The sequence below is a fragment of the Actinosynnema sp. NPDC023794 genome, assembly GCF_040639675.1.
In the GTDB taxonomy this organism is placed as follows: Bacteria; Actinomycetota; Actinomycetes; order Mycobacteriales; family Pseudonocardiaceae; genus Actinosynnema; species Actinosynnema luteola.
Map to the genome: position 1 here is coordinate 1 of NZ_JBFAFR010000030.1, position 25,909 is coordinate 25,909.

The 25,909-nt window shown below is 73.1% G+C and carries 19 protein-coding genes; 1 reads left to right on the top strand and 18 read right to left on the bottom strand.

Annotated features, from left to right (window positions below):
* The first annotated feature begins 253 nt into the window (after positions 1-253).
* Positions 254-628, top strand: coding sequence for an IS3 family transposase (locus AB0H12_RS36455; RefSeq protein WP_499629102.1), 375 nt, complete (start codon positions 254-256; stop codon positions 626-628).
* 163 nt (positions 629-791) lie between these two features.
* On the opposite strand, the gene AB0H12_RS36460 is transcribed toward AB0H12_RS36455, so the two are convergent.
* From AB0H12_RS36460 to AB0H12_RS36545, 18 genes are all read right to left on the bottom strand, one after another.
* Complete coding sequence (locus AB0H12_RS36460) at positions 792-2,105, bottom strand: DUF6519 domain-containing protein (RefSeq protein WP_499629103.1); 1,314 nt, start codon at positions 2,103-2,105, stop codon at positions 792-794.
* 13 nt (positions 2,106-2,118) lie between these two features.
* A complete protein-coding gene (locus AB0H12_RS36465) occupies positions 2,119-4,227 on the bottom strand; it encodes a hypothetical protein (protein ID WP_499629105.1) in 2,109 nt (702 codons plus the stop codon).
* Positions 4,224-7,997 carry a putative baseplate assembly protein gene (locus AB0H12_RS36470; protein WP_499629108.1) on the bottom strand — a complete coding sequence of 1,258 codons (3,774 nt, stop codon included), beginning with the start codon at positions 7,995-7,997 and terminating at the stop codon, positions 4,224-4,226. The genes AB0H12_RS36465 and AB0H12_RS36470 overlap by 4 nt, the downstream gene beginning before the upstream one ends.
* Positions 7,994-11,149 (bottom strand): putative baseplate assembly protein, encoded by a 3,156-nt coding sequence (locus AB0H12_RS36475; RefSeq protein ID WP_499629110.1) that lies wholly within the window; start codon positions 11,147-11,149, stop codon positions 7,994-7,996. The genes AB0H12_RS36470 and AB0H12_RS36475 overlap by 4 nt, the downstream gene beginning before the upstream one ends.
* The gene (locus tag AB0H12_RS36480) at positions 11,146-11,517 is read right to left on the bottom strand and encodes a GPW/gp25 family protein (protein ID WP_230572084.1); all 372 of its coding nucleotides are present in this window, start codon (positions 11,515-11,517) and stop codon (positions 11,146-11,148) included. The genes AB0H12_RS36475 and AB0H12_RS36480 overlap by 4 nt, the downstream gene beginning before the upstream one ends.
* On the bottom strand, positions 11,514-11,846 hold the full coding sequence (locus tag AB0H12_RS36485; protein WP_230572085.1) for a PAAR-like protein: 333 nt from the start codon (positions 11,844-11,846) through the stop codon (positions 11,514-11,516). Before AB0H12_RS36485 ends, AB0H12_RS36480 begins: the two co-directional genes overlap by 4 nt.
* Positions 11,847-11,855: 9 nt before the next feature.
* A complete protein-coding gene (locus AB0H12_RS36490; RefSeq protein WP_230572086.1) occupies positions 11,856-12,365 on the bottom strand; it encodes a phage baseplate assembly protein V in 510 nt (169 codons plus the stop codon).
* Between the two features lie 10 nt (positions 12,366-12,375).
* Positions 12,376-13,506, bottom strand: coding sequence for a hypothetical protein (locus AB0H12_RS36495; RefSeq protein WP_499629112.1), 1,131 nt, complete (start codon positions 13,504-13,506; stop codon positions 12,376-12,378).
* Entirely contained in the window at positions 13,499-13,834 is a 336-nt protein-coding gene (locus AB0H12_RS36500) for a LysM domain-containing protein (protein WP_499629114.1), read from the bottom strand. The genes AB0H12_RS36495 and AB0H12_RS36500 overlap by 8 nt, the downstream gene beginning before the upstream one ends.
* An 11-nt stretch (positions 13,835-13,845) precedes the next feature.
* A complete protein-coding gene (locus AB0H12_RS36505; RefSeq protein WP_499629116.1) occupies positions 13,846-14,478 on the bottom strand; it encodes a hypothetical protein in 633 nt (210 codons plus the stop codon).
* A complete protein-coding gene (locus AB0H12_RS36510; RefSeq protein WP_499629118.1) occupies positions 14,475-14,912 on the bottom strand; it encodes a hypothetical protein in 438 nt (145 codons plus the stop codon). Before AB0H12_RS36510 ends, AB0H12_RS36505 begins: the two co-directional genes overlap by 4 nt.
* An 82-nt stretch (positions 14,913-14,994) precedes the next feature.
* On the bottom strand, positions 14,995-20,748 hold the full coding sequence (locus AB0H12_RS36515; RefSeq protein WP_499629120.1) for an eCIS core domain-containing protein: 5,754 nt from the start codon (positions 20,746-20,748) through the stop codon (positions 14,995-14,997).
* Entirely contained in the window at positions 20,745-20,981 is a 237-nt protein-coding gene (locus tag AB0H12_RS36520; RefSeq protein ID WP_499629122.1) for a hypothetical protein, read from the bottom strand. Before AB0H12_RS36520 ends, AB0H12_RS36515 begins: the two co-directional genes overlap by 4 nt.
* Positions 20,978-22,804 (bottom strand): ATP-binding protein, encoded by a 1,827-nt coding sequence (locus AB0H12_RS36525; protein ID WP_499629124.1) that lies wholly within the window; start codon positions 22,802-22,804, stop codon positions 20,978-20,980. Before AB0H12_RS36525 ends, AB0H12_RS36520 begins: the two co-directional genes overlap by 4 nt.
* Positions 22,805-22,809: 5 nt before the next feature.
* Positions 22,810-24,021, bottom strand: coding sequence for a Pvc16 family protein (locus tag AB0H12_RS36530; protein WP_499629126.1), 1,212 nt, complete (start codon positions 24,019-24,021; stop codon positions 22,810-22,812).
* A complete protein-coding gene (locus tag AB0H12_RS36535) occupies positions 24,018-24,677 on the bottom strand; it encodes a hypothetical protein (protein ID WP_499629128.1) in 660 nt (219 codons plus the stop codon). The genes AB0H12_RS36530 and AB0H12_RS36535 overlap by 4 nt, the downstream gene beginning before the upstream one ends.
* Entirely contained in the window at positions 24,670-25,374 is a 705-nt protein-coding gene (locus AB0H12_RS36540) for a T4 family baseplate hub assembly chaperone (RefSeq protein ID WP_499629129.1), read from the bottom strand. Before AB0H12_RS36540 ends, AB0H12_RS36535 begins: the two co-directional genes overlap by 8 nt.
* Positions 25,375-25,377: 3 nt before the next feature.
* A complete protein-coding gene (locus tag AB0H12_RS36545) occupies positions 25,378-25,902 on the bottom strand; it encodes a phage tail protein (protein ID WP_499629131.1) in 525 nt (174 codons plus the stop codon).
* Positions 25,903-25,909: the final 7 nt, after the last annotated feature.

The following is a 25,909-nucleotide window of genomic DNA, read 5'->3' on the forward strand; positions in this document are numbered from 1 at the left end:
GTACCTCATCACCCCTGCGTAGACCCCATGCCGGTCACAACCGCGCAGGACACGCCGAGAACCACGCGATCAACCCTGGTCTTTCAAGATCTGTATCTGGGTGGCCGCCCGCCGTACGGGTACATGCTGGTCGACGCCGGGCCGCACCCCCAACCGTGCGGATGCCCGGTGGGGACGGCGGGCGTGGAAGCTGGCGCCAGACCCGCGGACCGCCCCGCACGTGAAATGGATCTTCGCCCGCCGGGTGGAGGGGATGTCGGTGGCCGGGATTGCCCGCCTGCTCAACGAGCGGGCTGTGCCGTGTCCGTCCGCGGCCGATCCGGGGCGGAACCGGCATCGGTCGGGGGAAGGGTGGGGTGCGCCGACCGTGGCCACGATCCTGGAGAACCCGCGTTATACCGGTCGGCAGGTCTTCTCCACGCTGAAGATCGAGCTGGTCTACCGGCGCTCCTGGCGCACCCGCGACGAAGCCGAGAACGACCTCTTCGCCTACATCGACGGGTTCTACAACACCGAACGCATCCAGAAGGACCTCGGCTGGCTCAGTCCCGACGAGTACGAAGCCGCCTGGCACGCCGCCCAGGCCGAACCGACTACCATCCCGGCATCACCGACCCGATCCAGGTAACAACCACCCCGGGTTATCGGGGGAATCTCAGGTTGCCTTCGGCAGGTCATATGGGGACGGCGCAACCCGCCATCCTCGGCGATCTACCGCGCGGCGAGCGCACGCTTCAAATCCGAACGCAGAACTCAAGGTGCCCGAACGCTCGGTGCAGGATCTGGAACGCTTACTCCACCGAAGCGGCCAGGGGCACGAAGGCCCGCCGCAGATCCCGCGCCCGCCCCCCGTCGACGAACGCCAACGGCGCGTAGTGGTGCGACTCCCCATCCGGGACCCGCGACAACGGCCGACCACGCCCGTCCCGAGCCCACTCCACATCCCCGGTGACCGTGCGAGCAGGGATCAACCAGTAGTCACCGGGCCGCAACGTCCCACCCTCGAACCACACCTGCACACCGTCCTCCAGGTCCAGCCACTGCCCCTCCACCGCCTCGACCGCGCCGCCGACCGGCTTGGCGGGCCGGTGGTCCCACCGGCGCAGGAACGGGTGCCTGCCCGCCGCGCCGACCGCGACCGCGCCCTCCAGTTCCACACGCAGCCGCTCGGTGTCCACGTCCACCACCCGCAGCAGGTCCGCAGGCTCCTCGCGCGCCACTGTCGCGTCATCGAGCAGTTCCACCCAGTCGCCGATGTCCAGGTCGAGCTTGCCGTCGCGGCCCGCGTCCGACAGCATCACGGAGCCGCCGTCCACCGAGGCCACGCCGAACACCACCGAGCCGTTCTCCCGCGACCACTTGAACGTCCGCTTCGGCGTCACGCTGTGGATCTCCAGCCGGTAGAGCTGGTTCTCCTCGCCCCGGTACCGCGAGTCAGGCGCGGCCAGGCACGGGCTGTCGTCGCCCTTGGCCGGCCGCTCGGTGCGCGCGGCAAGCCGCGCGGTGGAGTTCTGCTCCCCCACCCAGGGGGCGAAGTCGTCGGGGGTGCAGGGGAGGGCCAGTACCTGCCAGGTCACCTTGAGCCGGGCGGCGGTGTCGGGCAGCGACGGGCCCAGCGCGGTCTCCCGGATCGCCGGGTCCTGCACGTACGTCACCAGTCGCTCGGTCACCTTTAGGTAGGCCACGAAAGGCTTGTTCGGCAGGTTGTCGGTCTCCGGCCGCTCCTTGTCCCGGTAGGCGTCGGGCTGGTCCCAGTAGGTCCAGTTGGGCGGGGGCAGGGTCGAGTGCTTGTCGTCCTCGACCGGAACGCCCGCGGCGGGCCGGGTGGCGTCGACCAGGATGCCGTCGACGTAGTAGCGGCCCGCGGAGATGACCAGGTCGGCGGGTTCGCCGTCCTTGGTCCGGTACTGGATGCCGAAGCCGAGCGCGTCGGCCGGACCGCCGTGCGGGCCGATCAGGTCGGCCGCCAGGGTGCGCTGCCGGTGCAGCTCCAGCAGCACCTGCTCGTTGGCGTCGGAGTCGAGCTGGACCCGGCCCTGCTGGGCGAGCACCGCGGAGTAGCGCCGATCGGGTCGGAAGCCCAGCTTGGAGAAGTCGCCGTGCATGGGGCCTTTCCCTTCATGAGACGAAGACGATGCCGGCGGCCGTGCCGGCGGGGAGGAACTCCTCCAGTCGGGCCCGGAGGTTGTCCTCCCGCTGCGGCTGGAACAGGTCGTGGAACGCGCCCAGCTCGGCCCCGTCCTCGGCGCCGCGGGCGATCTGCGGCGGACAGCCGGGGGCGAGCTGGGCGTAGCCGGGTGTGCCGTAGCGGGTCCTGGTGAAGCGCGGCCGGTGCTCGGACTCGCACCGGTAGCGCCGCGGCGTGCGCGATCCACCGGGCACGTAGCAGAAGCGCAGGCAGCCGATGCCCCGCCGGGCCACGTGGACGAAGCCGTCAAAGATGCTGTTCTCGGCGATGCGGATGGCGTGCGCGTGAACCTCGCCGATGACCGTGGTGTTGCTCAGGGAGAGCACGGCGTGCGCGTGCGAGCAGTCTGGACCCGCCAGCGCCTCGCGGTCGCGGCCGGTGGCGTCCAGGATGCTGTCCGCGATGTGGATTTCCAGCGGTTCGGTGCGCACTTCGTTGCCCTGGACCAGGATCGTGCCCAGGATGCTGCGCTCGACCTGCACGCAGGCGGTGGTGTTCTCCAGCACCAGGCTGGGTTCCTCGGGCTGCACCGGGTGGCACTGCGGGTCCAGCGTCCAGCCGGGGACCAGCGTGCTGTGCCGGATGACCACCTGCCCCACCGGTCCGCTGACGTGCACGCCGCGCCCGGTCACCAGCAGCCCGTCGAGCACCACGCGCGGCGGTCCGGGCGTGCCGCAGCCGTCGCGGTCCCGGTCGCCCTCCGCGGCCCGGATGATCAGCGCGTCCGGCCGGTTGCTGTACCAGTCCAGCAGCCGGATCACCGGCCGCGCCTCCTCCGCGGCGCGGACCTCCAGCCGGTCGCCGTGGTCCAGCACGAACTCGATCTGCTCCTGGTAGGCCAGGCTGCGGGTGATCTCGATGACGGCGTCGGCGGGCGCCTCGCCGGAGGCCTTCTCCCGCCGCCAGCGGCGGTAGGCGTCCATGATCTCCGACTCGTCCTCGTCGGGGCCGACCCGGTAGACCCGCGCGCCGGGCCGCTCGGGCCGCACCCGCGGGTACTCGCCGCCGCCCATGTCGTCGCTGAACCCGTGGTGGTAGCTCACCCACACCCCGCGCTTGGGCGCGGTGCGGGTGCCGAACGCGATCCGCCCCAGCACCGGGTCCACCACCACCTGCTTGCGCTGCGGCCGGTACCGCCACCGGGACAGGTCGGCCACCACGATGTCGGCAGGCGGCACCGGGCGGTCCTCGCCGTCGCGCCAGATCTGGAAGCTCTTGCCCGGCCCGTAGTGGTCGGCCAGCCGGTCGCGCAGCGCCCGGCGGCGGATGAAGCCGGGCACGTTGGCGGGCGTGGCGATGTGGGTCGGCGAGGGCTCGGGGACCGGCTTGGTCAGCAGCGGGGTGTCGTTGCCCAGGATGGAGAAGGTGTAGAGGCTGCGCGCCCGGTCGATGCAGTACGCGGGCGCCTTGGTGATCGACTGCGGCTTGAGCCGCCACGCGAACAGCCCCACGCTCGCGGGCGTGCGCCCCCGGCCCGCCAGGTGCGCGAACTCGTCGAACGCCGAGTCCACCAGGTCCAGCTCCGCGCCCCGGCGCAGGTCGACCGTGCGCGCCGGGGAGGCCAGGTGCCGCGCGGCGGCCCGCGCCGGGCTGCCGGGGTAGAGCCGCACCGGCTGCGAGCCCGCCAGCAGCGGCCCGAACTCCACCGCCCGCGCGGGCCACTCGGCCACCGTGCGCGCGGTGTTCTCCAGCAGCGGCAGGGTGCCCTTGCGCCGCCGGTTGGTCACCGTGGCCGCCACGTCCACCCGCGGCGCCAGGCGGGCCGCCAGCAGCCGGGCCGAGGCCCCGCGCCCGGACACCGCCTCCTCGTACCCGCGCAGCGCCCGATAGCCCACCAGGTCGCCCAGGTAGGGCACCGCCCAGTCCGCGCAGGTCTCGATGAACCAGTTGTCGTACAGCTGCTCCAGGTCGGTCTCCACCAGGTCGACCTGCTCGGTGATGACGCCCAGCAGCGCGCGCAGCGCCCCGCCGCTCTCCGCGTCGCGCCTGCGGTGGAACTGGGGCAGCAGGTCGAACAGGCGGTCGGGCTGCCGGCTCATGACCGGACCTCCTTGAGGATCAGCGTGTCCGGCACGGCCGGGGACAGCAGCGCCAGCTGCGCGGGCCGCACGCCGCGGAAGACCACCACCGAGCGGTCGGCCAGCGGGTCGCCGGTGGTGATGTCCGGGTTGAGCCGCAGCAGCTCCGCCACGGTGATGCCGTGCTTGGCCGCGACCGCGGTCAGCGTCTCCCCGCCTGCCGCGACCCGGTAGCGGGTCTCGTCGAACACCGCCTGCCGCGCGGGCACCACGGTCCTGGGCTCGCTCAGCGAACCGGCCAGCGCGTCCAGCTCGACCGGCGTGACGCTGCCGGGTATCCCGGCGAACACGTCCACGTCCACGTGGTCGACGCCGGGCACGGCCTGCGCGGTGGCCAGCACCTCCGACAGGTAGGCGGGCTGGCCCAGCTCCCGGTTGCGGAAGCCCAGGCGCTCCAGCAGGGCCGCGCGCACCGCGGGCTCCAGGACCTCCCAGTAGTGGTCCGGGTGCACCCCGATGTTGGCCGAGACCACCAGCAGCACCGGCTCCCGCACCGCCACCTCCACCGGCAGGCCGGTGTCGCCGTGCGCGGCCAGCGCGGCGCGCAGCGTGGTGACGATGTCGGAGTCGTCCTGCAGCGCGATGTCGTCCACCCCGGCCACGGTCAGGTGCACCACCTGCCGGACGCCGTTGAACAGCCGCCGCGCCGAGGCCCGCCCGATGCCCGCCCGCGCCCGCGCGAAGTCCTCGTGGTCGGGCACGGAGACCAGCCGGTCGAACGCGGTGACGCTGAGCGGGATGTTGCGGCGCAGCAGGCCCGCGTCGTCGCGGTCCGCGCCGCCGTGCGCGGGCAGCGGGTTGGTCACCCCCGACACGCCCAGCGGCCGGGTGGTCAGCTGGGTGATCCGGCCCGCGCCCACGTTGCCCGCCTCGCCAAGGCCGACCCGGTAGCGGGCCCGGACGTTCTCCACGCCGGTGGGCAGCCGCGCGCCGCGCACCCCGTCGCCGAAGGCCACCACCAGCGAGCCCTGCTCGCCGGGCCGGGTCACGAAGACCCGCTCGGTGGGGCCGCGCCCGGCGAAGCTGTCCACCTCGCGCCAGCGCACGCCGTCCACCCGCACCTCCAGCGTGCTCTGCGCGCCCAGCGGGTTGTCCGCGGCCAGCCAGGTCAGCGGCCCCTGGCGGAGCAGGAACTCCTGGTTGGCCCGCCCCTCGTCGCCGCTGCCGATCGGCTCGTCGCGGCCCGCGCCGTGGGTGGCGCGCACGACGTTGGCCAGCAGGCGCACCGTCTCCCGCCGGTAGGTGTAGGCCAGCGGCGTGGCCAGGGTGAGCGTGGTGTGCACCTTCTCGCCGGGCCGCCGCTGGTCGTGGTCCTGCTCGACCGCGGCGATCATGGCCAGCTCGGTGCCGGGCACGCCGGTGGGCCTGCCGGGCAGGTCGGTGCGCTCGCCGGTGACCACCAGCCAGCGGCCGGGGGCCAGCCCGTCGTAGAGCTCGGCCAGCTCGACCTCGCTGCCGGACACGTCGTTGGTGATCGGCTCCTCGGCCAGGGCCAGCCGCTCGCCGCGCAGGTAGACCGTGGTGTCGCGGATGTCGGACAGCCGGGTGTCCTGGGCGTCCAGCCACGGCCGGTCCAGCACCAGCTCGGTGACCTTGCCGCTGATCCCGAAGCCCTGCTTGGCGATCGTGCGCACCCCGGAGACCCGCGCGATGACCCGGTGCATCCCGCCGGTGGCGGAGCCCGGCTCGGCCTTGCGCGGCCGGTCGACCACCACCCAGCTGCCCACGCCCACGCCCTCGTAGACCGCGTCCAGGGTGAGCACGGTGGCGGGCAGGCGGGCCCAGGTGGAGGTGGTGACCGACACCGAGGGCCGCTGCGCGCCCTGCGCCGGGGTGGTGCGGGTGATCACGATGTTGGTCCACCGCTCGGTCAGCGGGTCCCAGTCCCACAGGTCCTGCCGGTCGTTGGCGACCAGCACGACGGGGGCGCCCAGGTCGTCGGGCAGCGTGACGGTCACCCGGTCGTCGGCGTTCACCTTGGACACCGCGATGCGGTGCGCGGGCAGGTGCGGCTGGGTCTCCAGGGTCACCTCGCCGTCGTCGGCCACGGTGTGCTTGATCCGCCCCGGACCGAAGTCCTGCTCGCCGTCGGTGGTCAGGTCGTCGATGGTGTCGCGCCAGGCGTTGGCGTCGAGCTCGAAGACCAGCGAGGCCGTCGTCGGGGTGTCCTTGGGCCCCGCCGCTTCCTCCTCGGGGTCTTCGGGCTCCTCGGCGACGTCGTAGAACACCGTGACCGCCAGCTTCTGCGGCACGTCGAGGTCCCACTCGACCTGCCGGGCGGGCTGGTCGGGCTCGATCACCGTCTTCAGCGGGGCGGTGGCCGCGAACGGGGTGGCGACCTGACGCATCGCCAGCAGCTCCTGCAACGCCAGCGGCGCGCTCAGGTCCACCCCGCGCCACGCTGTGTAGAGGTCGTCCTCCAGCCGCGGGTCCAGCGCGGCGAGCAGCTGGGCGGCCAGGTCCGATCCGGGCGCGTAGAGCTGGCCGACGCTGCGGCGCAGCTTGCGCGAGCTGCTGGGGGAGCGGCTGGGCGGGGTGCGCAGCGCACCCAGCAGCGCCCCCAGCCCCAGCAGCGCCGGGCTGCTCGACGGGGGCGTCGAGTCCAGCGCCAGCGCCTGGTACAGGGTGGGCTCCTGGTCGGCGTCCGGCTGCGGCGGTTCCAACTCGCCCGCCTTGGCGTGCTGGTCGGCGATCTCGGCCCGCACGTCCTCCAGCCACTTGCGCACGTGCGTGTAGTGCTCGGCCACGGCCAGCGCCTCGGCCAGCCGCTCCAGCACCTCGGCCAGCCGCCGGGCGTACCTGGTGGGGGTGGGCAGCTCGCCGGGGTCCTCCGGGGTGGCCCCCAGTGCCGCGCGCAGGGGCACCAGCACGCCGTCCACGAAGCGCTTGAGGATCACGCTGCGCCGCACCACGTCGCCGGGGTCGGCCAGCAGCGCGTCCAGCCACTGCTGCAGCGCGGCGCGCAGCTCCTTGAGGTCGTCCAGGACCGGCGGCGGCTTGCCGACCGTGGTGGTGTCGCGGTCGCGGTCGAGCGAGACCTGCGCCACGTCCTCCAGCACCTGGCTGCCCGCCTCGCTGCCGAACACGAACAGCAGCCGGTCGCCCGGCTTGAGGTTGGTGGTCACGCCCTGGAGCTGGACCGCCCGCCGGTCCCGCAGGTCGTCCGCGGTCAGCTGGTAGGGCCTGCTGGTGCGCACCCGCAGGTTGTTCCAGGAGTGCCGGGCCACCAGGTCCTCGACGCTCTCGAAGGCCTGCGGCTCCTCGCCGGGGCCGGGCACGCTCTGCGCCCGCGCCCCGCGCGGGACGTGCGCCTCCAGGTCGCGGCCGGGGGTCGAGTCGGCGTCGACGGTGTAGGACAGGTAGGTGCCCGCCGCCACGCCGGGGCGCGGCAGGTGGCCGACCAGGCGGCCCAGCAGCTCCAGCGACCGCTGCTCGGTCGCGGTGCGCAGGTAGCCCTCGTCGGCGATCCGCTCGGTGTAGAAGGTGAGCAGGTCGGCCAGCACCGCCGAGGCGTCCAGCAGGCCGATCGCCGGGTCGTCGAGCGCGCGCGTGGTCAGCGCGTTCAGCGGTCGGTAGCCGGGGCTGGACAGCCGGGCCAGCATGGTGGCCAGGAACTCCGCGTGGGTGCCCACCCGGTGCGCCAGCGCGGCCTGCGAGGGCGGGGTGAACACCTCCACCGGGGTTCGCGCGGACGCCGCCGCGCGGCAGTCCTGGCAGCCGCAGCCGCTCATCGCCCACCTCCCAGCACGATGGCCAACCGGCCGTTCTCCGGGCGGTCGGGGTCGTTGTCCAGTTGCGCGACCTCCAGCGGGCCCAGCCGCAGCAGCCCCGCCTCCAGCGCGCCCTCGTCCTGGCCGAACTGCCTGCGCAGCGCGGTCACCCGCGCGGTGAGCACGCCGGGCACCGCGGCCGCGGCGGCCACCAGTGCGCTGACCCGCACCGGATCGCCGAAGGTGAGCCGGTCGGGGTGGAAGAACCCGCGCCCGCCCAGCGCGGCGGTCAGCGCCGCCAGCACGTGGCCGCGCTGGTAGCCCTCGGCCACGCACACCGCCAGGCCCACCTCCAGCGGCACCAGCACGGCGGGGCCGACGCTGACCTGATGGCCGATCCGCCGCACCCGCGCCAGCGCCTGCGCCACCGCGTCGAGCAGCGCGGCGTCCGGCTCGTCGCGGCCCACCGGGTCCACGGCCACCTGGACCTCCCGGCCCGACCCGGTCCACCGCACCCGCGCGGCGGCCCGCTGCACGCCGGGCACCCGCGCGGCCAGCGCCGCGTAGTCCTCGGCGGTGACCGCGCGCAGCAGCTCCCGGCGCAGCCCCAGCGGCGCCAGCTGGCGCACCTCGTCGAGCGTTTCCGGCTCCACGCCGCCGACCGCGGCCAGCGGGTTGCGCACCCGGTCCACCGCGTCGTGCTGGTCCCCGCGGCACAGCACCAGGTGGTTGACCGCCTCGGCGCCGACGTTGCCCGCGGTGCCGTTGCCGACCCGGTAGCGGGCGCTCAGCCGCTTGCCCGGCGGGGGAGCGGCGCCGTGCGCGCCGTCGCCGAAGCGCAGCGCCAGCTGCCCGGACTCCTCGACCTCGCCGACGAAGTGCCGGTCGCGCGGCCCGCTGTCGAGCAGGTCGCGCCGCGGGGTCCACTCGGCGTCGTCCTCGCCCCGCAGCAGCACCGCGGGCAGCGCCGTGCGCGCGTCGGTGAGCAGCGCCGACCTCGCCGAGCCGCGCAGCGCCGCCTCGTCCGGGGCCAGGCCCGCCGCGTGCTCGCCGCCCCAGCTCTGCGCCAGCTCCCAGGCGATCCCGTCGTCGAGCACCCCGCCCGCCAGCGCGCGGGCGCGCAGCACGTCCAGTCGCCGGGTCTTGGCCGCCAGCAGCTCGGCGCGCCGGGCCAGCAGCTCGCGCAGCGCCCGCTCGGGCCGCTCGCCCAGCCGCAGCTCGGCCAGCACCCGCTCGCCGTACAGCACGGTCAGCGCGGCCACCTGGTCCCTGCTGGGGCGCCTGCCGCCGCGCACCTGCCGCCACAGCTGCTCCAGCCAGGCCCGCACCCGCTCCGGGATGGCGGCCAGCAGCCGGGCCTGGCCCGCGGCGACGTGCGCGGGCAGCGGGAACGGCGCCCGCTGCGTCACCGGCGCCTGCTGGAGCACCGGCCGGAAGCGCGGTCGCACCGCGGGGTAGGTGATCTGCGCCAGCAGCGCGCGCAGCGCGGCGTGCTGGTCCTCGGCGGTGTCGGGCACCACCACCTCCCGGTCGCCGTCCAGGTCGAGCACCAGCCCCGCGCGGTCGGTGGTGCCCTCGCCCAGCAGCCCCACCAGCTCGTGGACGTGCTCCGCGGTCAGCGGCTCGCGGTCGCCGGTGCGGCCGATGAGGTCCTGGACGAACGCGACGACCGGATCGACCGCGTCGTCACCGCCGCAGCCGAACTCCGGCGGGTCGCAGGTCGGCGGCACCACCGGCGCGGGCGGCACGGTGATCACCTCCACCGGGCCGCCGCACGCGTCGACGCTGCGCCCGTGGTCGACCAGCACCACGTTGCCGCGCGCCACGCTCACGTCCGGGATGGGGCAGCAGTCCTGGCCGCCGCGCGAGGACAGGCAGGCGGTGAAGGCCAGCGCGTCCTCGACGTCCCAGGTGACCTCGACCACCGGCTGGTCGTAGAGGTCGTCCACCCCCGGGGTGACGCTGAGCAGCCGCACCGCCTGCCGGTGCGCGGGATCGGCGTCGGCGGGCGCGCCGCTGTCCGGGCCGACGACCTCCTCGATGACCAGCACGTCACCCGGCCGCAGGCGCAGCGCGCGCCGCTTCGGGCGGGTGCTCTCGGCCTCGGCGTCCCCGGCGTCCCCGTCCTGCTCGCTGTCGTGCTCGGCGTGGTGCAGCCACTCGTCGCGCAGGGTCGCCGAGGTGGCGCCCTTGCGCAGGCTGCACTCCTGGTCGCCCCACGTCCAGAAGCGGATCTCGTTGTGCGCCGGGAAGATCCGCAGGTCGCCGGGGTCGACGGGCTCGAAGAACTCCCACGTCGCCGAGGTCGGCAGCTCCGCCACCACCTCCTCGGCCACCACCGGCCCCAGCTCGGGGCGGCGCAACGGGTCCACGTAGCTCAGGTCCACGGCCAGGAAGCGGAAGTCGCCCGCTTGCAAGGTGGCCTCGCGGCACGCCTCCAGCGCCACGAACGTGCGCGCGTTGCAGCCGTCGTGCATCGCGTAGTCGACCAGCCGGGCGTGCCTGCGCACCGAGGTCCGCCTGCGCGCGGTGTCCAGGTACGCCTCGGTGGCGATGGCGTCCTGCTGGTAGCTGAGCCGGTCGCCCACGTAGGCCAGCAGTTCGGCCACGGTGACGCCCAGGTCCGGCACGTGCCGCTCGACCCACCGCGGTGTGGTCAGCGTCAACCGGTCCAGCAGCAGTTGGCGCAGCGAGGCGTAGTCCCGCGCGGTGTAGTTGATGACCGGCCGCGGACCCGGCGGCGGTGGCGCGGCCCGCTCCGGCAGGCAGTCCAGCTCCGTCGGGCACATCCGGCGGAAGTCGAAGTCCGCGCCCGCGTAGCGCGGGTCGAAACCGGGGTAGGGCTCGGTGCCGGGCAAGCCGTGCCCGTCGGCCCGGACCACCGAGAGCCGGTAGGTCGAGCTGTCGCCGGGCCGGTCGACCCGCACGCGCACCCGGTCGTCCAGCTCCGGGTCCTCCTCGTCGTCCAACCGCACCGACACCGCGACGATGCCCCGGACGCGGCGACCGCCGTCGATACGGATGTTCTCCGGGCCCAGCTCGCGCGGCGCCCGGCCCAGGAAGGTGACGGTGAGGGTGCGCCCGTCATCGGAGACCTCCACGCCGTCGACGCCGTTGCGGTGCTTGGCGCGCACCCGCGCCCGCCTGCGGTCGGTGCGGCAGTCCTGCGTCATCGGTCGCCGCTCCTCTCGAACGTGTCGGTGCGCCGGGTGCCGGTGGGGCGCACGACGTAGACCAGGTGCACGCGCAGGGTGCTGTCCTCGCTGACGACCTCCAGCGCCTCCACGTCGATCACGTCGCCCAGCCACCGCTGCAGGCTGGCCTGGATGGACAGCCGCAGCGCGGAGGCGAACTCCGGGCTATTGGGCGCGAAGACCAGGTCCAGCAGGCCGCAGCCGAAGTCCGGCCGCATCACCCGCTCGCCGGGGCTGGTGAACAGCAGCTGCTCCACCATGTCCCGGACGTGGTCGTCGTAGCCGCGGTCGGCGGTGCGCCCGCGACCGTCGACCCGGAAGGGGAAAGCGATGTCGGTGCGGGTCATCGTCCCACCGCCCTTTGCTGCACCACGACGACGTTCGGCGGCCCCTGCGGGACCTGTTCGGCGCTCTGGCACAGGCCCACCGAGCTCTGCAGCAGCGCGGGCTGGCCGTCCAGGGTGATCCGGGCGGAGGGGGTGACCCACTTGATCGTCACGCACGGCTGGGGTTTACCGCTGACGTTGAAGGCGCAGCCCGCGATCGTGTGGACGTCCGCGAGCGTGGCCACCGGCTGACCACTGGCCAGCACGCGCGTGCGCGAGGGCAGCAGGGTGGCCTGCCCGCCGTGCGGGCACATCACCGTCGCGTTGACGTGCAACAAGTTTCCGGACATCGTTCCCCCTCAGGTGACGGCGAGTGCGCCCTGGTTGATCGAGACCGTCGGCCCCGCCAGCGAGATGGAGGCGCCCTGGCCGTTGCTGATGACGATCCCGCTGTCGTTGACCGTGATCATCGCCCCGGTCGCGGTCTTGAGCGTGATGCCGACACCGGGCACGTCCGACAGCACGATCGAGTGCTGCCCCAGCGTCTGCAGCACCATGTTCGGCGAGGCGGGCAGCCCCGCGTCTGCGGGCGCGGGCAGCTCCGCCTGGCTGCCGTACCAGCAGCCGGTCCAGATCGGGAAGTCCTTGTTGCCCTGCTCGAACTCGACCCAGACGCCCGCCCCGACCGGCGGCACGACGTAGTGGCCCATCTGCGGCCCGGCCACCGGCAGGCACGGCAGCGCGAACGTGGACGGCGTCGTGCCGTACACGTCGGACACCAGCGCCTGGATGCGCCCGCGGCGCTCCGGGTCGACGTTGTTGAACACGGTGCCGCGGTACTTGCCGAGGTACCTGGTCGGTTCGGTCATCTGGCTCCCCTCACGGCCGGACCACTGGGGCCAGGGAGATCAGGCCTTCCCTGGCGAGCGTGAAGTTCTGGGTGTAGCTGCCGCGCTGGAGGTTGTGCGTGACGCTCTTGACGTAGTACAGGCCGTCGTAGGTGATGCCCGCGCCCCGCACGCCGACCAGCTCCCGCGCCCGCAGCACGTGCCCGTAGCGCACCACGTCGAGCTGCCCGGAGCCGGACACCGCGTCGGCGGACTCGGCGGCCTTGGCCAGCGCCTCGGCCAGCGCCTGCGGCGCGTCCTTCTTCGCGGTGTCCTTGATGACGGTCTTCTTCAGCGCGGGCGCGGGTTTGAGCGCCATCGGCGGGCGCAGCACGCTCACCTCCGGCACGGGCAGGGGCAGGGAGATCTTGGTGGCCGGGATCTGCACCATCACCTCCGGCTGCTCCCGCGCGGTGCCGTCGAAGCTGAACGTCATCTGGTCCACGTTGGACGAGGCGTCGGAGTTGACCGTCAGCGCGGGCTGCGGGACGCCCAACCGCACCTCCGGACCCCAGTAGGCCAGGCTCATCCCCGGCGCGGGACCCGGTTCGAGGTAGAAGACGTACCCGTTGGCCTTGGCGATCTCGTTGAGGTAGGCCAGGTCGGTGCCCTTCTGCGAGGGCGTCTGCTCGGTGGGCAGCTTCACCTGCGGGAAGATCTCCGGCACCACCGCGGGCACGATCCCGTAGGTGGCGTACTCCGCGATCACCACCGCCGCGCGGGTCGTTGGTGAGGTGGCCGGGAACTGCCGGTTCTCCTTCTCCTCCAAGTCCATCAGCACCGTCAGGTCCTCGCCGGTGACCGTCAGCGTGGACTGGCCGGGCTCGTTGCTGATCCCGACCTCCTGGCGGATGCAGATCCCGTCCATGATCACGTTCGGCACGCCGCGCACGGTGACCACGAGCACCACGCGCGTCTCCGGGTCGAAGAACCCCGCGGGCAGCAGCGCGCTGCGCAGCACGCCCAGCCTCGACAGGTCGAACGCGAGCTGGAATCCGCTGCGCTGGCCCGCCGAGACGGTCACCTGCGCGGACAGCAGCGCGTCGGTGACCTCCCGCGGCACGGGCACCGGGATGCGGCGGCCCATGAGCAGGGTGAGGTGGACGGGGGCGAGGTCAGCCATTCGGCATCGCGATCCTGAGCAGGCGGCCCGGTGTGCCGGTCAGCTCCTCCGGACTTAGCACCGGGTTCGCGTCCGCGATCCGCCACCACGCCTCGGCGTCCCCGAAGTACCGGTGCGCCAGCAGGTCCGGCCGATCCCCCTCGCTGACCTCGTGCTCGGCGATGGCGGTCGTCGGTGGCGGCGGCAGCAGCCTGCGCGCCAAGTGGGGCACCTGCCCGCCGTCCGCGGTCACGTGCACCGCTGTGGGCACGCCGTAGTAGCGGCTGCTGCGCGGGTACGGCGTGGGCTGCGGCACGGCGGCGGCCATCGCGTCCGCGGGGTTGGTCATGGTGTGCTCCCTCAGATGTTCCGCAGTCCCAACGCTTCCAGCCGCCCCGGCACGGCGGAGCCCGCGAACCGCTCCTTCTGCGACAGGTAGGCCATGTAGAGGTCGGCCCCGCGGTGCCCTGCGGGCAAGTCGTTCACCGAGAGGACGCGCAACCCGATGCTGACCGTGGCCCGGTACGGGTTCAGCTCGGCGTCGAAGGCCTCCTCGGTGATGGTCAGCTCGGTCAGCCGCACCGGCATGACCCGCTTGGCACCCCAGACGAACAGGGTCAACGGGGTCTCGATCGGGGTGATCTCCAGCGTGCCCAGATTCGCCAGGCGCAGGTTGGTGTTGATCTGGGCGGTGGTGGGGTGGACCAGCATCTCCAGCGTGGCCAACTGCGGGTGGATGCCGAACTCGCTGGGGACATCGGGCTGGTCGGTGGCGTCGATCTCGGCCGTGAACCGCCAGGTCTCGATGGCCGGTCCCTTGAGCCGCAGCGCTTCGGTGCGGTCGCCCTGCTCGGCGCCGGACGCTTGCGGGGCGAGGCTGCGTTCGAGGGTGTCGGGGTTGAACTGCATGACGATGACCCGGCGCGTGCCCTGGTCGGGATCGACGACGATTCCGGCGCGGACCGGCTTAGGGATGTCCAAGTATCGGGTCACGAGGTACCCCCGACCGCGTCCAGCCCGTCCAAGACCATCCGAGCCCTTTCCCGGATTGACTTGTTCGGGTCGTGATCGGCGAGTTCGTGCAGCGTGGAGAGGTAGGCGGGCCAGGGCGAGTACGTGATCGACCAGAGAGCGACCTGGCGGAGCGGGTCCTCGGTCGAGCGGAGTTCCCCGTCGAGCACCCGGAAGATCGACCTGTCGACCGTTGCCGGGGCGGCGAGGCCAAGGCGGAGGACAGCTCGCGCGCGCGCCTCGATGTCGTCCGCTTCGCCGAGGGAGTCCACCAACTCGTCATACGTCCACGGATCGAACTCTCGACGCAGGTGGAGGCCCGGCGCCATCCTCCAGGTGAGTTGGCGAATCGCGACAGATTCGCGTTCGTCGTCCCCGGTGGGTTGCTCTGGCCACTCGGGGGCGCTGGTGTACAACCGAACCAAGTCCTCGGCCGGGCAGGCGCGCAAGACCAGACGTCGTGTGCGGTGTGGTCCCCTGGTCATCCTCTGGCCTCGATCACGGTAGTAGGTTCTTGTCGCCAAGACCGAATATTTTCAGAATCCGCGCCCTGATCTGCTGTTTCAGCTGGTTCACCTTGCTTTCCGCGGATGACTCGTCGTCGACCTTGATGTCCATCCGCTCCACCCATGCCTGGATGACCTGGATCTCGCGGTTCATCAGGAGTTGCGCCCCCTTGCTCGGTGCTCTCTTCGTCTGCTTCTCGCGGTTGAGGAACCTCTTGGCCTGGTCCGCGTGGAGTTGCGAATCCTCGGGGGCCATGGGCAGCATGCGCAGCGCTTCTGTGAAGTCCATCTTGCCCTGTGCCGCCATGTCGATCGCCATGGTGTGCGTGACCAACGAGGCGGGGTTGCGCATGCCTTCGACGTGGAGCGTCCAGGCCGCTGTTTCCAGCGCGAGGCCGGCGTGCTCACCGACCGGCATCCTACCGCCCATGGCCCCTAGGACATCTCGCGCGACCTGCTGCTTCCTGCCGGTGAGAGAAACGTCCTTGCGGAGTTGCTCGTAGGAGAGAGCCTCCTTCCTGTTATTGTAAGGGTTGTACATCAGCACAAGCATGTTGCGCGGCTTGCCTCCGCGCCCCTGCATTCGCTCCACTTCGACCGGGCCTTGCTGCACGCCTGGAAAGCGGATTATGTCTCGCCCCCACAGGGGCAGTCCCTTCTGCTCGGTCAGGTGGGCGTTCAGATCGGCTCCGGTGGCTCCTGCCGGGACACTCGTGACCCGCTTGGTGACCGTTTCCCCCTTCTTCCGGGCCGGGAACTTCTCGTCCTTGGATGCAAGTTGCGGCGGCTCACCTGTTTCAGCGGTTTGCTGCGCCTCCCGCTTGCGGCTGATCTCCTCGCCGACCTGTCTGATGTACCTCAGCAGGTCGTCGACGTCCACGGTGATGCCACCGATGACGGCAGAGCCGGGGTTGAGGACCGCGTTGATCGTGAATTTCTGCTGCCCGTCGGCTTTGAGCGAGGTCAACCGGTACCACGCGCGCATCCCGCCCAGCGCGGTCCCGAGCGCTCGGCCTGCGACCCCCAGATCGAGCAGGCGCTTCAGCTTCGGCTTGATGCGGGCGACGATCAGCTGGAGCCGCTTGTCCTTATCGTCCGGCTTCGGGTTCTTCTCCCGGGCCTTCTTGTCCTTCTTCTTCAGCTTGTTTTTGATGCGATCGCGGTAGTCCTTGTACTTGTCCCGCAGCTTCTTCGCGGTGTTCTTGAGCGACTTGCCGATCTTGCTGTTCGAGACCTTCTTTCCGACCTTCTTCAGCGTGGTCGCGACCCGCTTGACCCCGCTCGCCACGGCGTTCTTCGCCTGGTTCAGGCGCCCCCGAGGCGATCCGGCCGCAGGGCGGCCGGGGCGACGGCGGAAGGCGGCACCCGCGCGCTGCGCCCCGCGCCGAGCTGCGTTGACCGCGCGACCGGCTGCCTTCCGAGCACCCTTCCCGGCCCGCTTCAACCCGGCCATGATCTTCTTGGCCATCCCCTTGAGCGCGTTCCCCACGCCCTTGGCCGCTCCGGCCAGCTTGGCCATCAGGAAGTTCGTGATGAACTCCAGCAGCGCCACCACGCCGGCCGCCACCGCAGCGGCGAACAAGCAGGCGGCGGGGCCGGTCTTGACCGCCTTCACGAAGGCGACGAAGGCCCCGATGGCAGCGATGATCTTGCTGATCGACCCCCATGCCGCCATCAACCCCTGAACGACGGCGAGGACTGCGCCGGCGGCGGGGACGATCAGGGAAACCAGCCGCTCGACGACGACCGCCACGATCATCATGGGCAGCGCCGCGATGATCGCGTCCCAGACCATCTTGCCGATCTTGGTTATGTTGATGCAGCCCTTGACCAGCACGTCGATCACGCTATTGCCGAGCCCGATGATGGCCTGGACCTTCTCGTTGAACCACTGCCGCACGGCCGTCTTGATGGCGTCCCACAGGTGGTTTTGGATGCCCTCGACCGCTGCCGCGCCGAGCTTGCCCAGCCACGTCCCCACCCCCACGGAGGCGATGTCGGCGACGATCGCGGCGAACTCGCCGAGCATCTGGATCGCGGCCTTGGCGAACTCGATCGCGGCGTTGACCGCGCTGCGGACCAGCTCGACCGCCGCCTTGAGGCCCTTTTCCAGCAGGCGCAGCAACCCGGTCAGCGCCTCGGCGAGCTTGTTGAGCAGGAACTCGACGCCCGCCTTCAACGCGTCCGCGAGCTCGTTGACCGCGGCGATGGCCGTGTCACGCGCGGCCTCGATGCCCTTGCGTATTCGCGCGGCCAGCTCGGGGAAGAACAGCGCCAAGGCGTCGCAGAGCTTGAGCAGGATGTCGGCCAAGGCGTTGATCAGACCGATGATGGCGTCACGCGCGGCGTCGATCAGACCGGTGACCACCGAGGCGAAGGTCTTGATGATGCCGTTGACCACCGCGACGGCCGCGTCGAAGATCGCGGTGATCGCGTTGAGCAGGCCCTCGAAGAAGCTCTTGACCTTGGAGGCGATCCAGCCGAAGAAGCCGCCGTCGGACTCCTGCTTCTTGGCCTCTTTCTCCTTGCGCGCCTTCTCCTCGGCGTGCTCGCGCTCGTCATCGATCTTGTCGTTGTCCTCCTGCCGGCGCTGCTCGACCTCCTCGTCGGTGTCCTCCTTCTCCTGGTGGATGCCGGTCCGCGACGCCTCGTGCTCCTTGGCGGCCTCGCCGTTGCTCTCCTCCACCTCAGCGTCCTGCTCGGCCCGCCACCCCTCGCGCTGCGCCTGCACGTCCGCGGCCACCTTGCCGCGCTCGTCGGCCTGCGCGGCGCTGTTCTCCTGGACCTGCTGCGCCACCCGGGCCTCGTGGTCGGCCTTGGCCTGCGCCTCGCCCTGCTGCTTGGTCTGCCGCTCGGCGCCCATCCGGGACTGGCCCTGCACCACGCCGGCCTGGATCTCCGCGCCGCGCTCCTGCTGCGCGACGACGGCGACGCCCTGGTCGGCGCCGCCCGCCTGAGCCGGGCCACCACCCCCGCCACCCTCCGCCGAGGGCACCTGGGCGGTCAACGTCTCCGGCGGCGCGTTGGGGAAGACCTGGTCCTCGCCCAGCGGCTTGGCGGACTCCTCGCGGCCCGCGGTGTGCAGGGTCGTGGAGGCGTCGCGCAGCTCGGCGGTCTGCTCGTCGGTGCGCGCCGGGTCCTGCTCACCGGTCAGCTCGACCTGGGGCGCGGGGCCGACGGTAGTGTTCAGGGCCGGGTCGGTGGTGAGGACGCTGTTCACCGCGTTCTGGACGTCGCGGACCTCCTGCTCGGACATCTCGCCCCGGGCGTTGCCGGTGACGTTCGGGCGCGGGGTCCGTTGCGCCTGGTTCCCGCCCTCGACGTGCTTGGCCTCGGCCTGGCGCTGCTCCTCCGCGGCCCGAATCTGCTTGGCCTTGGTCAGCTCCACCTGCACCGGGTCGCCGGGTGGGGCGGCCTCGGGCGGTCCGGTCAGGATCTGCGGCGCGCCGGACGGGCGGGTGGTCGTCGGGGGAGCGGCCCGCAACGCCTGCTGCTCCTTCGCGACGTCGTTCGCCGCCGCCGCGTCCACCTGGGACAGCGAGGTCTGCAGCTGGTCCGGCGGCAGGGGTGCCACCGTGGTTAGCGCCGCCTCGGGCGGCTGGCTCGACAGGTCCGGAGGGGGTGCCTGCTGCTCCTCGGGAGTGGGCGCGGCTGCACCACCGCCTCCGCCTCCGCCTCCGCCACCGCAGCCGCCGCCACCGGCAGCGGCTTCGGGCTCGGCCGGGGCGGGACCACCGTCACAGCCGCCACCACCGGGTTCCAGCGACGCCTCGGGAGCCGGGCCCGCACCCAGCTCGCCGTCGGCCACGTCCGGCGTGGCACCTGGAGCGTCGACCGCGCCACCGGTCGGACCCGCGCCGCCAATAGGACCGCTGGGAGCCGCACCACCCGCCAGGTCCGGACCGGCCTCCCCGGCAGGATGAGGACCGGTTTCGGGACCACTCTCGAACGCGGTGGGTCCGGGGGGCTCCGCCAAGACCGCCGCACCGGCGGGTTCGGCGGCCTCCGCCCGGCCGTTGTCCGCGCCCACCGGACCGAGGGCTTCGGGTGCGGCGGTGGATGGCTCGGCGGTGGGTTCCGGGCCGACCTCGGCGTCCAGCGGCTGCTCGGCGGGTACCTGGTCCTCCTCCTCGCGCTCGGTGGTGGGCGGGGATTCCGGCGCAGGTTCCGGTGCGTGTTCGGGCGAGAGCGCCTCGGCCCGCTCCGGCGGTTCCTGCTCCTCGGTCTGCTCGGCCCTGGTGGGCGGCGGGTCGGGGAAGCCAAGCGCGTCCTGCTGGGGCGGTGGCGATCCGCCGGCGGGCAGCGTGATCCGGTCGGCGGTCGGGACGTTGGAGACGTCGAGGTCGGTGGCGGGCAGGTGGTCCTCGGGCTTGAGCTCCGGCTGCGCGGGACGCTCCTCGTCCTCGGCCCTGGGTTCCTCGGGCTCGGGGACCGGCACCTCCTCGTCTGCCGAGGACTCCAGGCCGATCGGCTTCTCCTGTTCCTCGACCCGCTCGTCCGTCTCCGGCCGGTCCAGCAGGCCGTGCTGCACCAGCGGGCTGTCCGGCGCCTGCGCGGCGGCCTCCACCCGCTCGGGGGCCACCTGGCCCTCCTGCTGCGCCATCGGCGCGACCTCGGGGGCGGGCGTGGCACCAGCCGGGGGTCCCTGACCCGGCGGTGGCTGCGCGCCCGGCGCGCTGGGCTGCTGCGCGGCGGGAACCTCTTCGGGGGGCGCGCCCTCCGAAAGGGCTTCCTCCTCGGCGGGATTCTCCTGCTCGCCTTCCTTCTTCTCGCCCCCCTCTCCGCCTTCTTCCTTCTCCTTCTCGGGCTTCTCCTCTTCCTCCTCCGGTGCGGTCTGCTCGGGCGCGGGCTCGCCAGGGGCGGGTTCCTCGGGCGAGGGTTCTTCGGGCGCAGGCTCCTCGGGGGACGGCTCCTCAGGCTGTGGTTCTTCGGGCTGGGGCTCCTGCGGCGTGGGCTCCTCGGGCACCGGCTCGGGCACGTTCGGCGTCTCCACCGGGCCGGGCGTGCTCTCCGCCTCCCGCACGTACTCCAGCACCCGCGCGTACTCCGCCGAGGACAGCCGCCGCTCCAACCGGATCAGCACGTCCTCGCGCAACTCGGGGGTGAACCGCGCCAACTGCGCCCGCACCCGCCGCGACGAGTCGGTGGGGTCGCCGCGCAGGCTGCGCAGCACGCCCGCCACCAGCCGGTCCACCAGCGTCGCCGGGTCCAGCCGCTCGGTGCGCAACCGGTCGGCGTTGACCGTGGCGTAGCGCAGCCACGCCGCCCCTTGCGCCACCGGGGACACCGGCTCCTCAACCCGGTCCGACCGCGCGACCCGCTCGGCCTCCTGCTCCACCGGCTCGCCCGGCATGGACACCGAACCGGTGTCGCGGCCCTGCACCAGCGCGCCCAACGGGTGCGGCACCTGCGCGGTGTGCAGCAGCTCGTGCACCAGCAGCCGCTCGCCGTCGGGGGTCTCGGGGCGGAACATGCCGTGCCCGAAGAAGATGTCCTGCCCGACGGTCACCGCGTCCGCGCCCAGCAGCTCGGTCAGCTCGGCCGCCTCGCGGTCGTGGTGCACGCGCACCGCGGCGAAGTCGTGGCCCAGCCTGGACTCCAGCTCCCGGCGCAGCCCGAGGTCGATCGGGTGGCCCGGCGCGGCCAGCACCTCCCGCAGCTCGCGCGGCTTGCGGGTGAACGCCGACGCGCCCTCCTTCTTGGGCTTGCCCGGCTCACCCGCCGGGCGCGCCACCGCCCGCGTCACGGCGCACCCCTGCGAAGTCCGCTGTGGACCGAACGGGCCAGCGCCACGCCCAGCAGGCGCGCGGAGGAGGTCCGGGGCACCACGGGCAGCCCGGCGACGACCTCGCGATCCACCGGCACCACCGGGGCGCGCCGCAGCAGCCGGGTCAGCTCCCGCTGGAACGACTCCACCAGCAGGTCCGCGTCCAGCCGGTCGAACCCGGTCAGCACCAGCTCGTCGATGCGCACCCTCACACCCACCCGGCCACCTCCGTGGAAGTCAGCGAGCGGTCCAGCTTCAGGTACTCGGTGCGGGCCGCGGCCAGCACGTGCCGCATCCCCAGCGGCGCGGCCTGCTCGGCGGCCAGGAACGCCGCGGACAGCGCGATGTTGCGGATGCTGCCGCCCGCCACGGTCAGCTGCGCCAGCTTGCCCGCGTCCACGCCCTCGGTGGGGGTGTCGGCCGGGATCACCCGCCGCCAGATCTCCGCGCGCTCCACCGGGCCGGGGAAGGGGAAGTCCACCACGAACCGGATGCGCCGCAGGAACGCGGTGTCCAGAGCCTTCTTCATGTTGGTGGTCAGGATCGCCAGGCCCCGGTAGGACTCCATGCGCATCAGCAGGTAGCTGACCTCGATGTTGGCGTAGCGGTCGTGGCTGTCCTTGATCTCGCTGCGCTTGCCGAACAGCGCGTCGGCCTCGTCGAACAGCAGCAGCGCGCCGCCGCCCTCGGCCGCGTCGAACACCCGGCGCAGGTTCTTCTCGGTCTCGCCGATGTACTTGCTGATCACCTGGGACAGGTCGATGACGAACAGGTCCAGCCCCAGCTCGCCCGCCAGCACCTCGGCGGCCAGCGTCTTGCCGGTGCCGCTGCCGCCGGCGAACAGCGCGGTGACGCCCAGCCCGCGCCGCAGCACGCTCTCGAAACCCCACTCCTGGTAGACCCTGGAGCGCTGGCGGACGTGCGCGACGATCTCGCGCAGCACCTGGCGCTGCGCGTCGGGCAGCACCAGGTCCGCGGCCACCGCGCGCGGCTCGACCCGCTGGCCCAGCTCGTCCAGCGCCATCCGGGCCTGCTCCAGCCCGGCCCGCCAGGCCAGCTCCGCCGGGTCACCCGAGGCCCGCCCCACCGCCGCCCCGGCCGCCCGGATGACGTGCGAGGGCAGCGAGAACTGCGCCACGATGTCGCGCAGCCGCCGCTCGGGCACCGAGGAGCCGCTGCCGTTGAGCGCGGACCGCCACAGCGCGCGCTGCTCGTCCCGGGTCGGCCGGGTCACCGGCACCCGCGGCCAGGTGCGCTGCCCGGAGGGCACCGGGTCCAGCGCGGAGACCACCACCGGCACCGCCAGGCCGTCGACGAACGAGCGCACCGCGGCGTGCTGCGGCCCGGACACCTCGACCAACAGCGCGGAGGGCAGCAGCAGGGCCTCGCGCTCCCACAGCCGCGACAGCGCCTCCCGCTCGGCCGCGCCGGTGGGCACGTCCTCGGAGGACATCGCGTGCAGCGCCACCCCGGCCTGCCGGGCAGCCGCCGCGGCGACCTCCCAGCGGGTCTGCTGGTCGGCGCCGACCAGGTGCGCCTGCGGGCCCTCGGACCAGCGCGCGGCCAGCGACTCGGCCACCGACCGGTGCGACTCGGGCAGGTCGCGCGGCACGTCGACGCGGGTCAGCGTGCCGTGCAGGCGGCTGTCCACGTAGGGCACGCCGACCAGGAAGTGCAGCACCCGCTCGTCCAGGCGCAGCCGGGCGGCGGTGAGCACCGGCTCGGGGTCCACCTCGACCAGCCGCCACCGGCGCAGCGGCGCGACCGGCGTGGCCGCGCTCCAGTGCGCCTCGTCGAACGCGGCGAAGGCGTGCGCGAAGGTCGGCACGGGCGCCTGCGGGCGCAGCTCCGCGGCGGCGGCCAGCAGCAGCACCTTGCGCTCGAACGGGCTCAGCCCGAAGCACGAGCACACCGCGTCCAGGGCGCTGAGCCCGTCACCGGGGGGTTCCTCGCGGCCCGCGAGGACGGCGTCGACGGCGGCCAGCAGCGCGCGCCGGTGCCGGTCGCCGTCCCCCTCGAACCCCTCGTCTCCCACCGCGCTCACCCCGCGATGTCGACGGTCGGCCCGGTGAACGCGCCGTCGGCGAAGGTCAGCGGGCTCTCCGCACCGTCGACCTGCACCCGCACCAGGTAAGTGCCCGCGCCCACGTCCCGGATCGGCACCACCTGGGCGGTGCCCAACGGCAGCGGGAACGGCGCGCTGAACTGGTGTCCGCGCGCCCGCCCCACCGGCGTCCGCTCGTCCAGCAGCAGCGTCACCCGCTGGTCGGGCCGCACCGGGATGTCCAGCTCCACCCGCAGCGCGCCCTGGCCCTCCGGCGCGGCCTGGAGCACCTTGGGCCGCCGCACGTAGGGCGCGGCGTTGGACTCCAGCCAGGGCCGCGCGGAGTCGCCGATCGGCACGTCGTAGCGCAGCAGCACCGGGTGGACGCCCGCGGGCAGGTCCGCGGGCTGGGCCAGCACGACCACGTCCTTTCGCGACCGCACCACCTCCGCCTCGACGCCGCCGACCAGCGCGCTCAGGCCGGGGCGGCCCAGGTTCGCGCCGCGCAACACCAGGCGCCGCTCGGCGGTGATCGGCCCGTCGTCGGGCGGAGTGCCCTCGGGCGCGTCGGGGGCCAGCGACAGCACCTCGTCGATGACCGGCCGGGAGAACGCGGTGACCGCGATCTGCCTGCGCAGCACCGGTTTGCCCGACGTGGGCAGGGACTGCCCGTCCAGCAGCACCGCGGTCGCCTGGTAGGGCACCGACAGCGCGTAGGGCGTCTGCAGCATCGTCGACCACAGCTTGGACAGGTCGTCGAGGTCCATCTGGGTCGGGGTGAAGCGCACCAGCTGCGGCGAGGCGGCCAGGTCCGAGCCCAGCAGCGGCGGGCTGCTCACCGCGTCCTGGATGTCCGAGCGGGTCAGCACCGGCTGCTCGTGCAGCGCGGCCACCACCGCGCCCAGCAGCCGCTGCGGCACGAAGTCCGACTCGTCGCCGTAGAAGCTGATCAGGTAGTGCAGGTCGATCGCGGCCTGCGGGCGCTTGAGCACCGTGCCGTCGCCCGCGCGGGTCACGGTGTCCCGGTTGCGCAGCGCGGCGTTGGGCACCACCTGGTACAGGAAGACGGTCACCAGCGCGTCGGAGGTCGGGTCGGCGGGCGGCTTGGTGGCGGCCACCGTCGCGCCGACCTCCACCGCGGCCACGGCACGGGCCAGGAAGGTCTGCAGCGCCCTGGTGGCGGTGGCCACGGCGAGGAAGTTGCTCATCGGCGGTCGTCCTCACGGGCGAGGTAGCGCTCCAGGCTCAGCACCGGCTCGGCCCGCCGGACCCGCGGGCGGGAGGACCGCCCGCGTTCCGGCTCCGCCGCGGTGACCTCGACCCGGCCGATGGACACCTGCACCAGCGGCTGCGGTGCCGGTGCGGCCACCGGCGCGAGCGCGGGTGCGGGGGCCCGCCGGGGTTCGACCACCGGTGGCGGAACGACCACGGTGGTGTGCCGAGGGCGCAGCTCGGCGACCGGGGCGGCGGGCCGCCCGGTCACCTCCAGGGTCGTGGAGTGGTTCTCCACCAAAGGTTCCCGGACCACTTCGTGCCGCGTGCGCTCGGTGCTGATCACGGTTTCGGTCACCCTCACCGGCATGGGGCCCGGTGCGGGCGGCCCGATCTCCGGCGGCGCTTGCGCTGCCGGGGGAGCGGGAACCCCCGGTGTGCCACCGGCCGGTCCGCGCGGCCCCTCCGGACCCCGCAGCCCTGTCGCGGGCCGCACGACCGGTGCGGGCGCAATGGGCCAGACCTCCACCTCGGTTTCCGGTTCAGCGTCGAACCGCTCGTAGAGCCGCGGCAGCCGCGGCCGGACCACCGGGTCGGCCGCAGGCAGGCCCGGTACGCTGCGCGCGAGCAGCCGGTCGAAGTGGTCAGCCATGGCCCACCAGCTCCAGGTAGTGCTGGCGCCGGGCCGGGCTCAGCGCCAGCACCTCCGGCTCGGTCCAGCCGTAGGCCGTGGCCAGCGCGTGCACCTCCAGCAGCAGTGCCCGCGCCCAGGCGTCGAGCTCGGCCCACAGGTGGGAGACGATGTCGATGGTCGCGGTGTTGTGCCGCCCGCACTCCACGCAGGGCATAGCCACCCACACGTCCGCCGCCGGGTCGGCCTCGGCTGCGGCGGCGGCCAGCAGCCCGACCACCTCTGCGGGCGGTTCGGCCCGCAGAGGTCGCCCGTCGCGCTGCACGGCGAGTGCGCACCGGGCCAGCAGCACCGCCCTAGCCGCCGGAGGGTCGGCCGCTGCGGCGAGTAGGTCGGCCGAGTTGGGCAGGCGCATCCGCACCCGCCACCCGCCAGACTCGACCTCCACCACGTCCTCGGCGGGCGCCGGGACGCGCAGCACGTTGGCCACGTCGAAGTCGAACTCCTGCTCGGTACCGCAGCCGGGGCAGGCCAGCAGCCCAGGCAGCCGCTCGCCGAACAGCGCTCGCCGCAGCCCGAACAGCAGCCGGTCGCGCGCGCCGACCGCGAGCTCCGCCGAGCGCTCGCCCGCCAGCGCCTGCAGCAGCAGCGCCCGGTGCACCGGTCCGGCCACCAGGCCCGCCTCCCACGTCGCGAGCAGCTCCGCCGGCGCGCGCATGGGTCAGGCCGGGAACTGGATGGACGGCTCTTCCGGCTCGGCGACCTCGTAGTCCCGGTCCCAGCCCTCGTGCTCCAGCTTCAGGCTCTGGATGGCCACGGCATTGGCGTTGGCGTCCAGCTCGCCGACGACCTGGTACTCGGCGACCCAGGCCCGGTAAACCTTGTAGGCCACGGCCACCTGCCCGGCCTCGTTGAGCACCTGGATCACGATGTCCTTGCGGAAGTCCCGCAGCGACGACTCCGACCCCCGGCCCTGCCCGACCATCCAGACCTTGTTGGCCCAGCGGTCGAATTCCACATCGTGGGTGATCCCGCGCTCCAGCGTGATGGCCTCGAACTCGGTGCGCCCGGCGGATTTTCGAGGTGAGCTGGCATCACCGCCGCTGCGGTGCTTGACCACCTCGGTGGTGCGCTTGAGCGGGCTGATCTTCGACACGCCCGCCACCGGGCGGCCGTCCCACAGCACGAGGAACTTGAAATTCTTGTACGGGTCGAACCGCTGCGGATTGACGATGAACTCGGCCATGCGAACC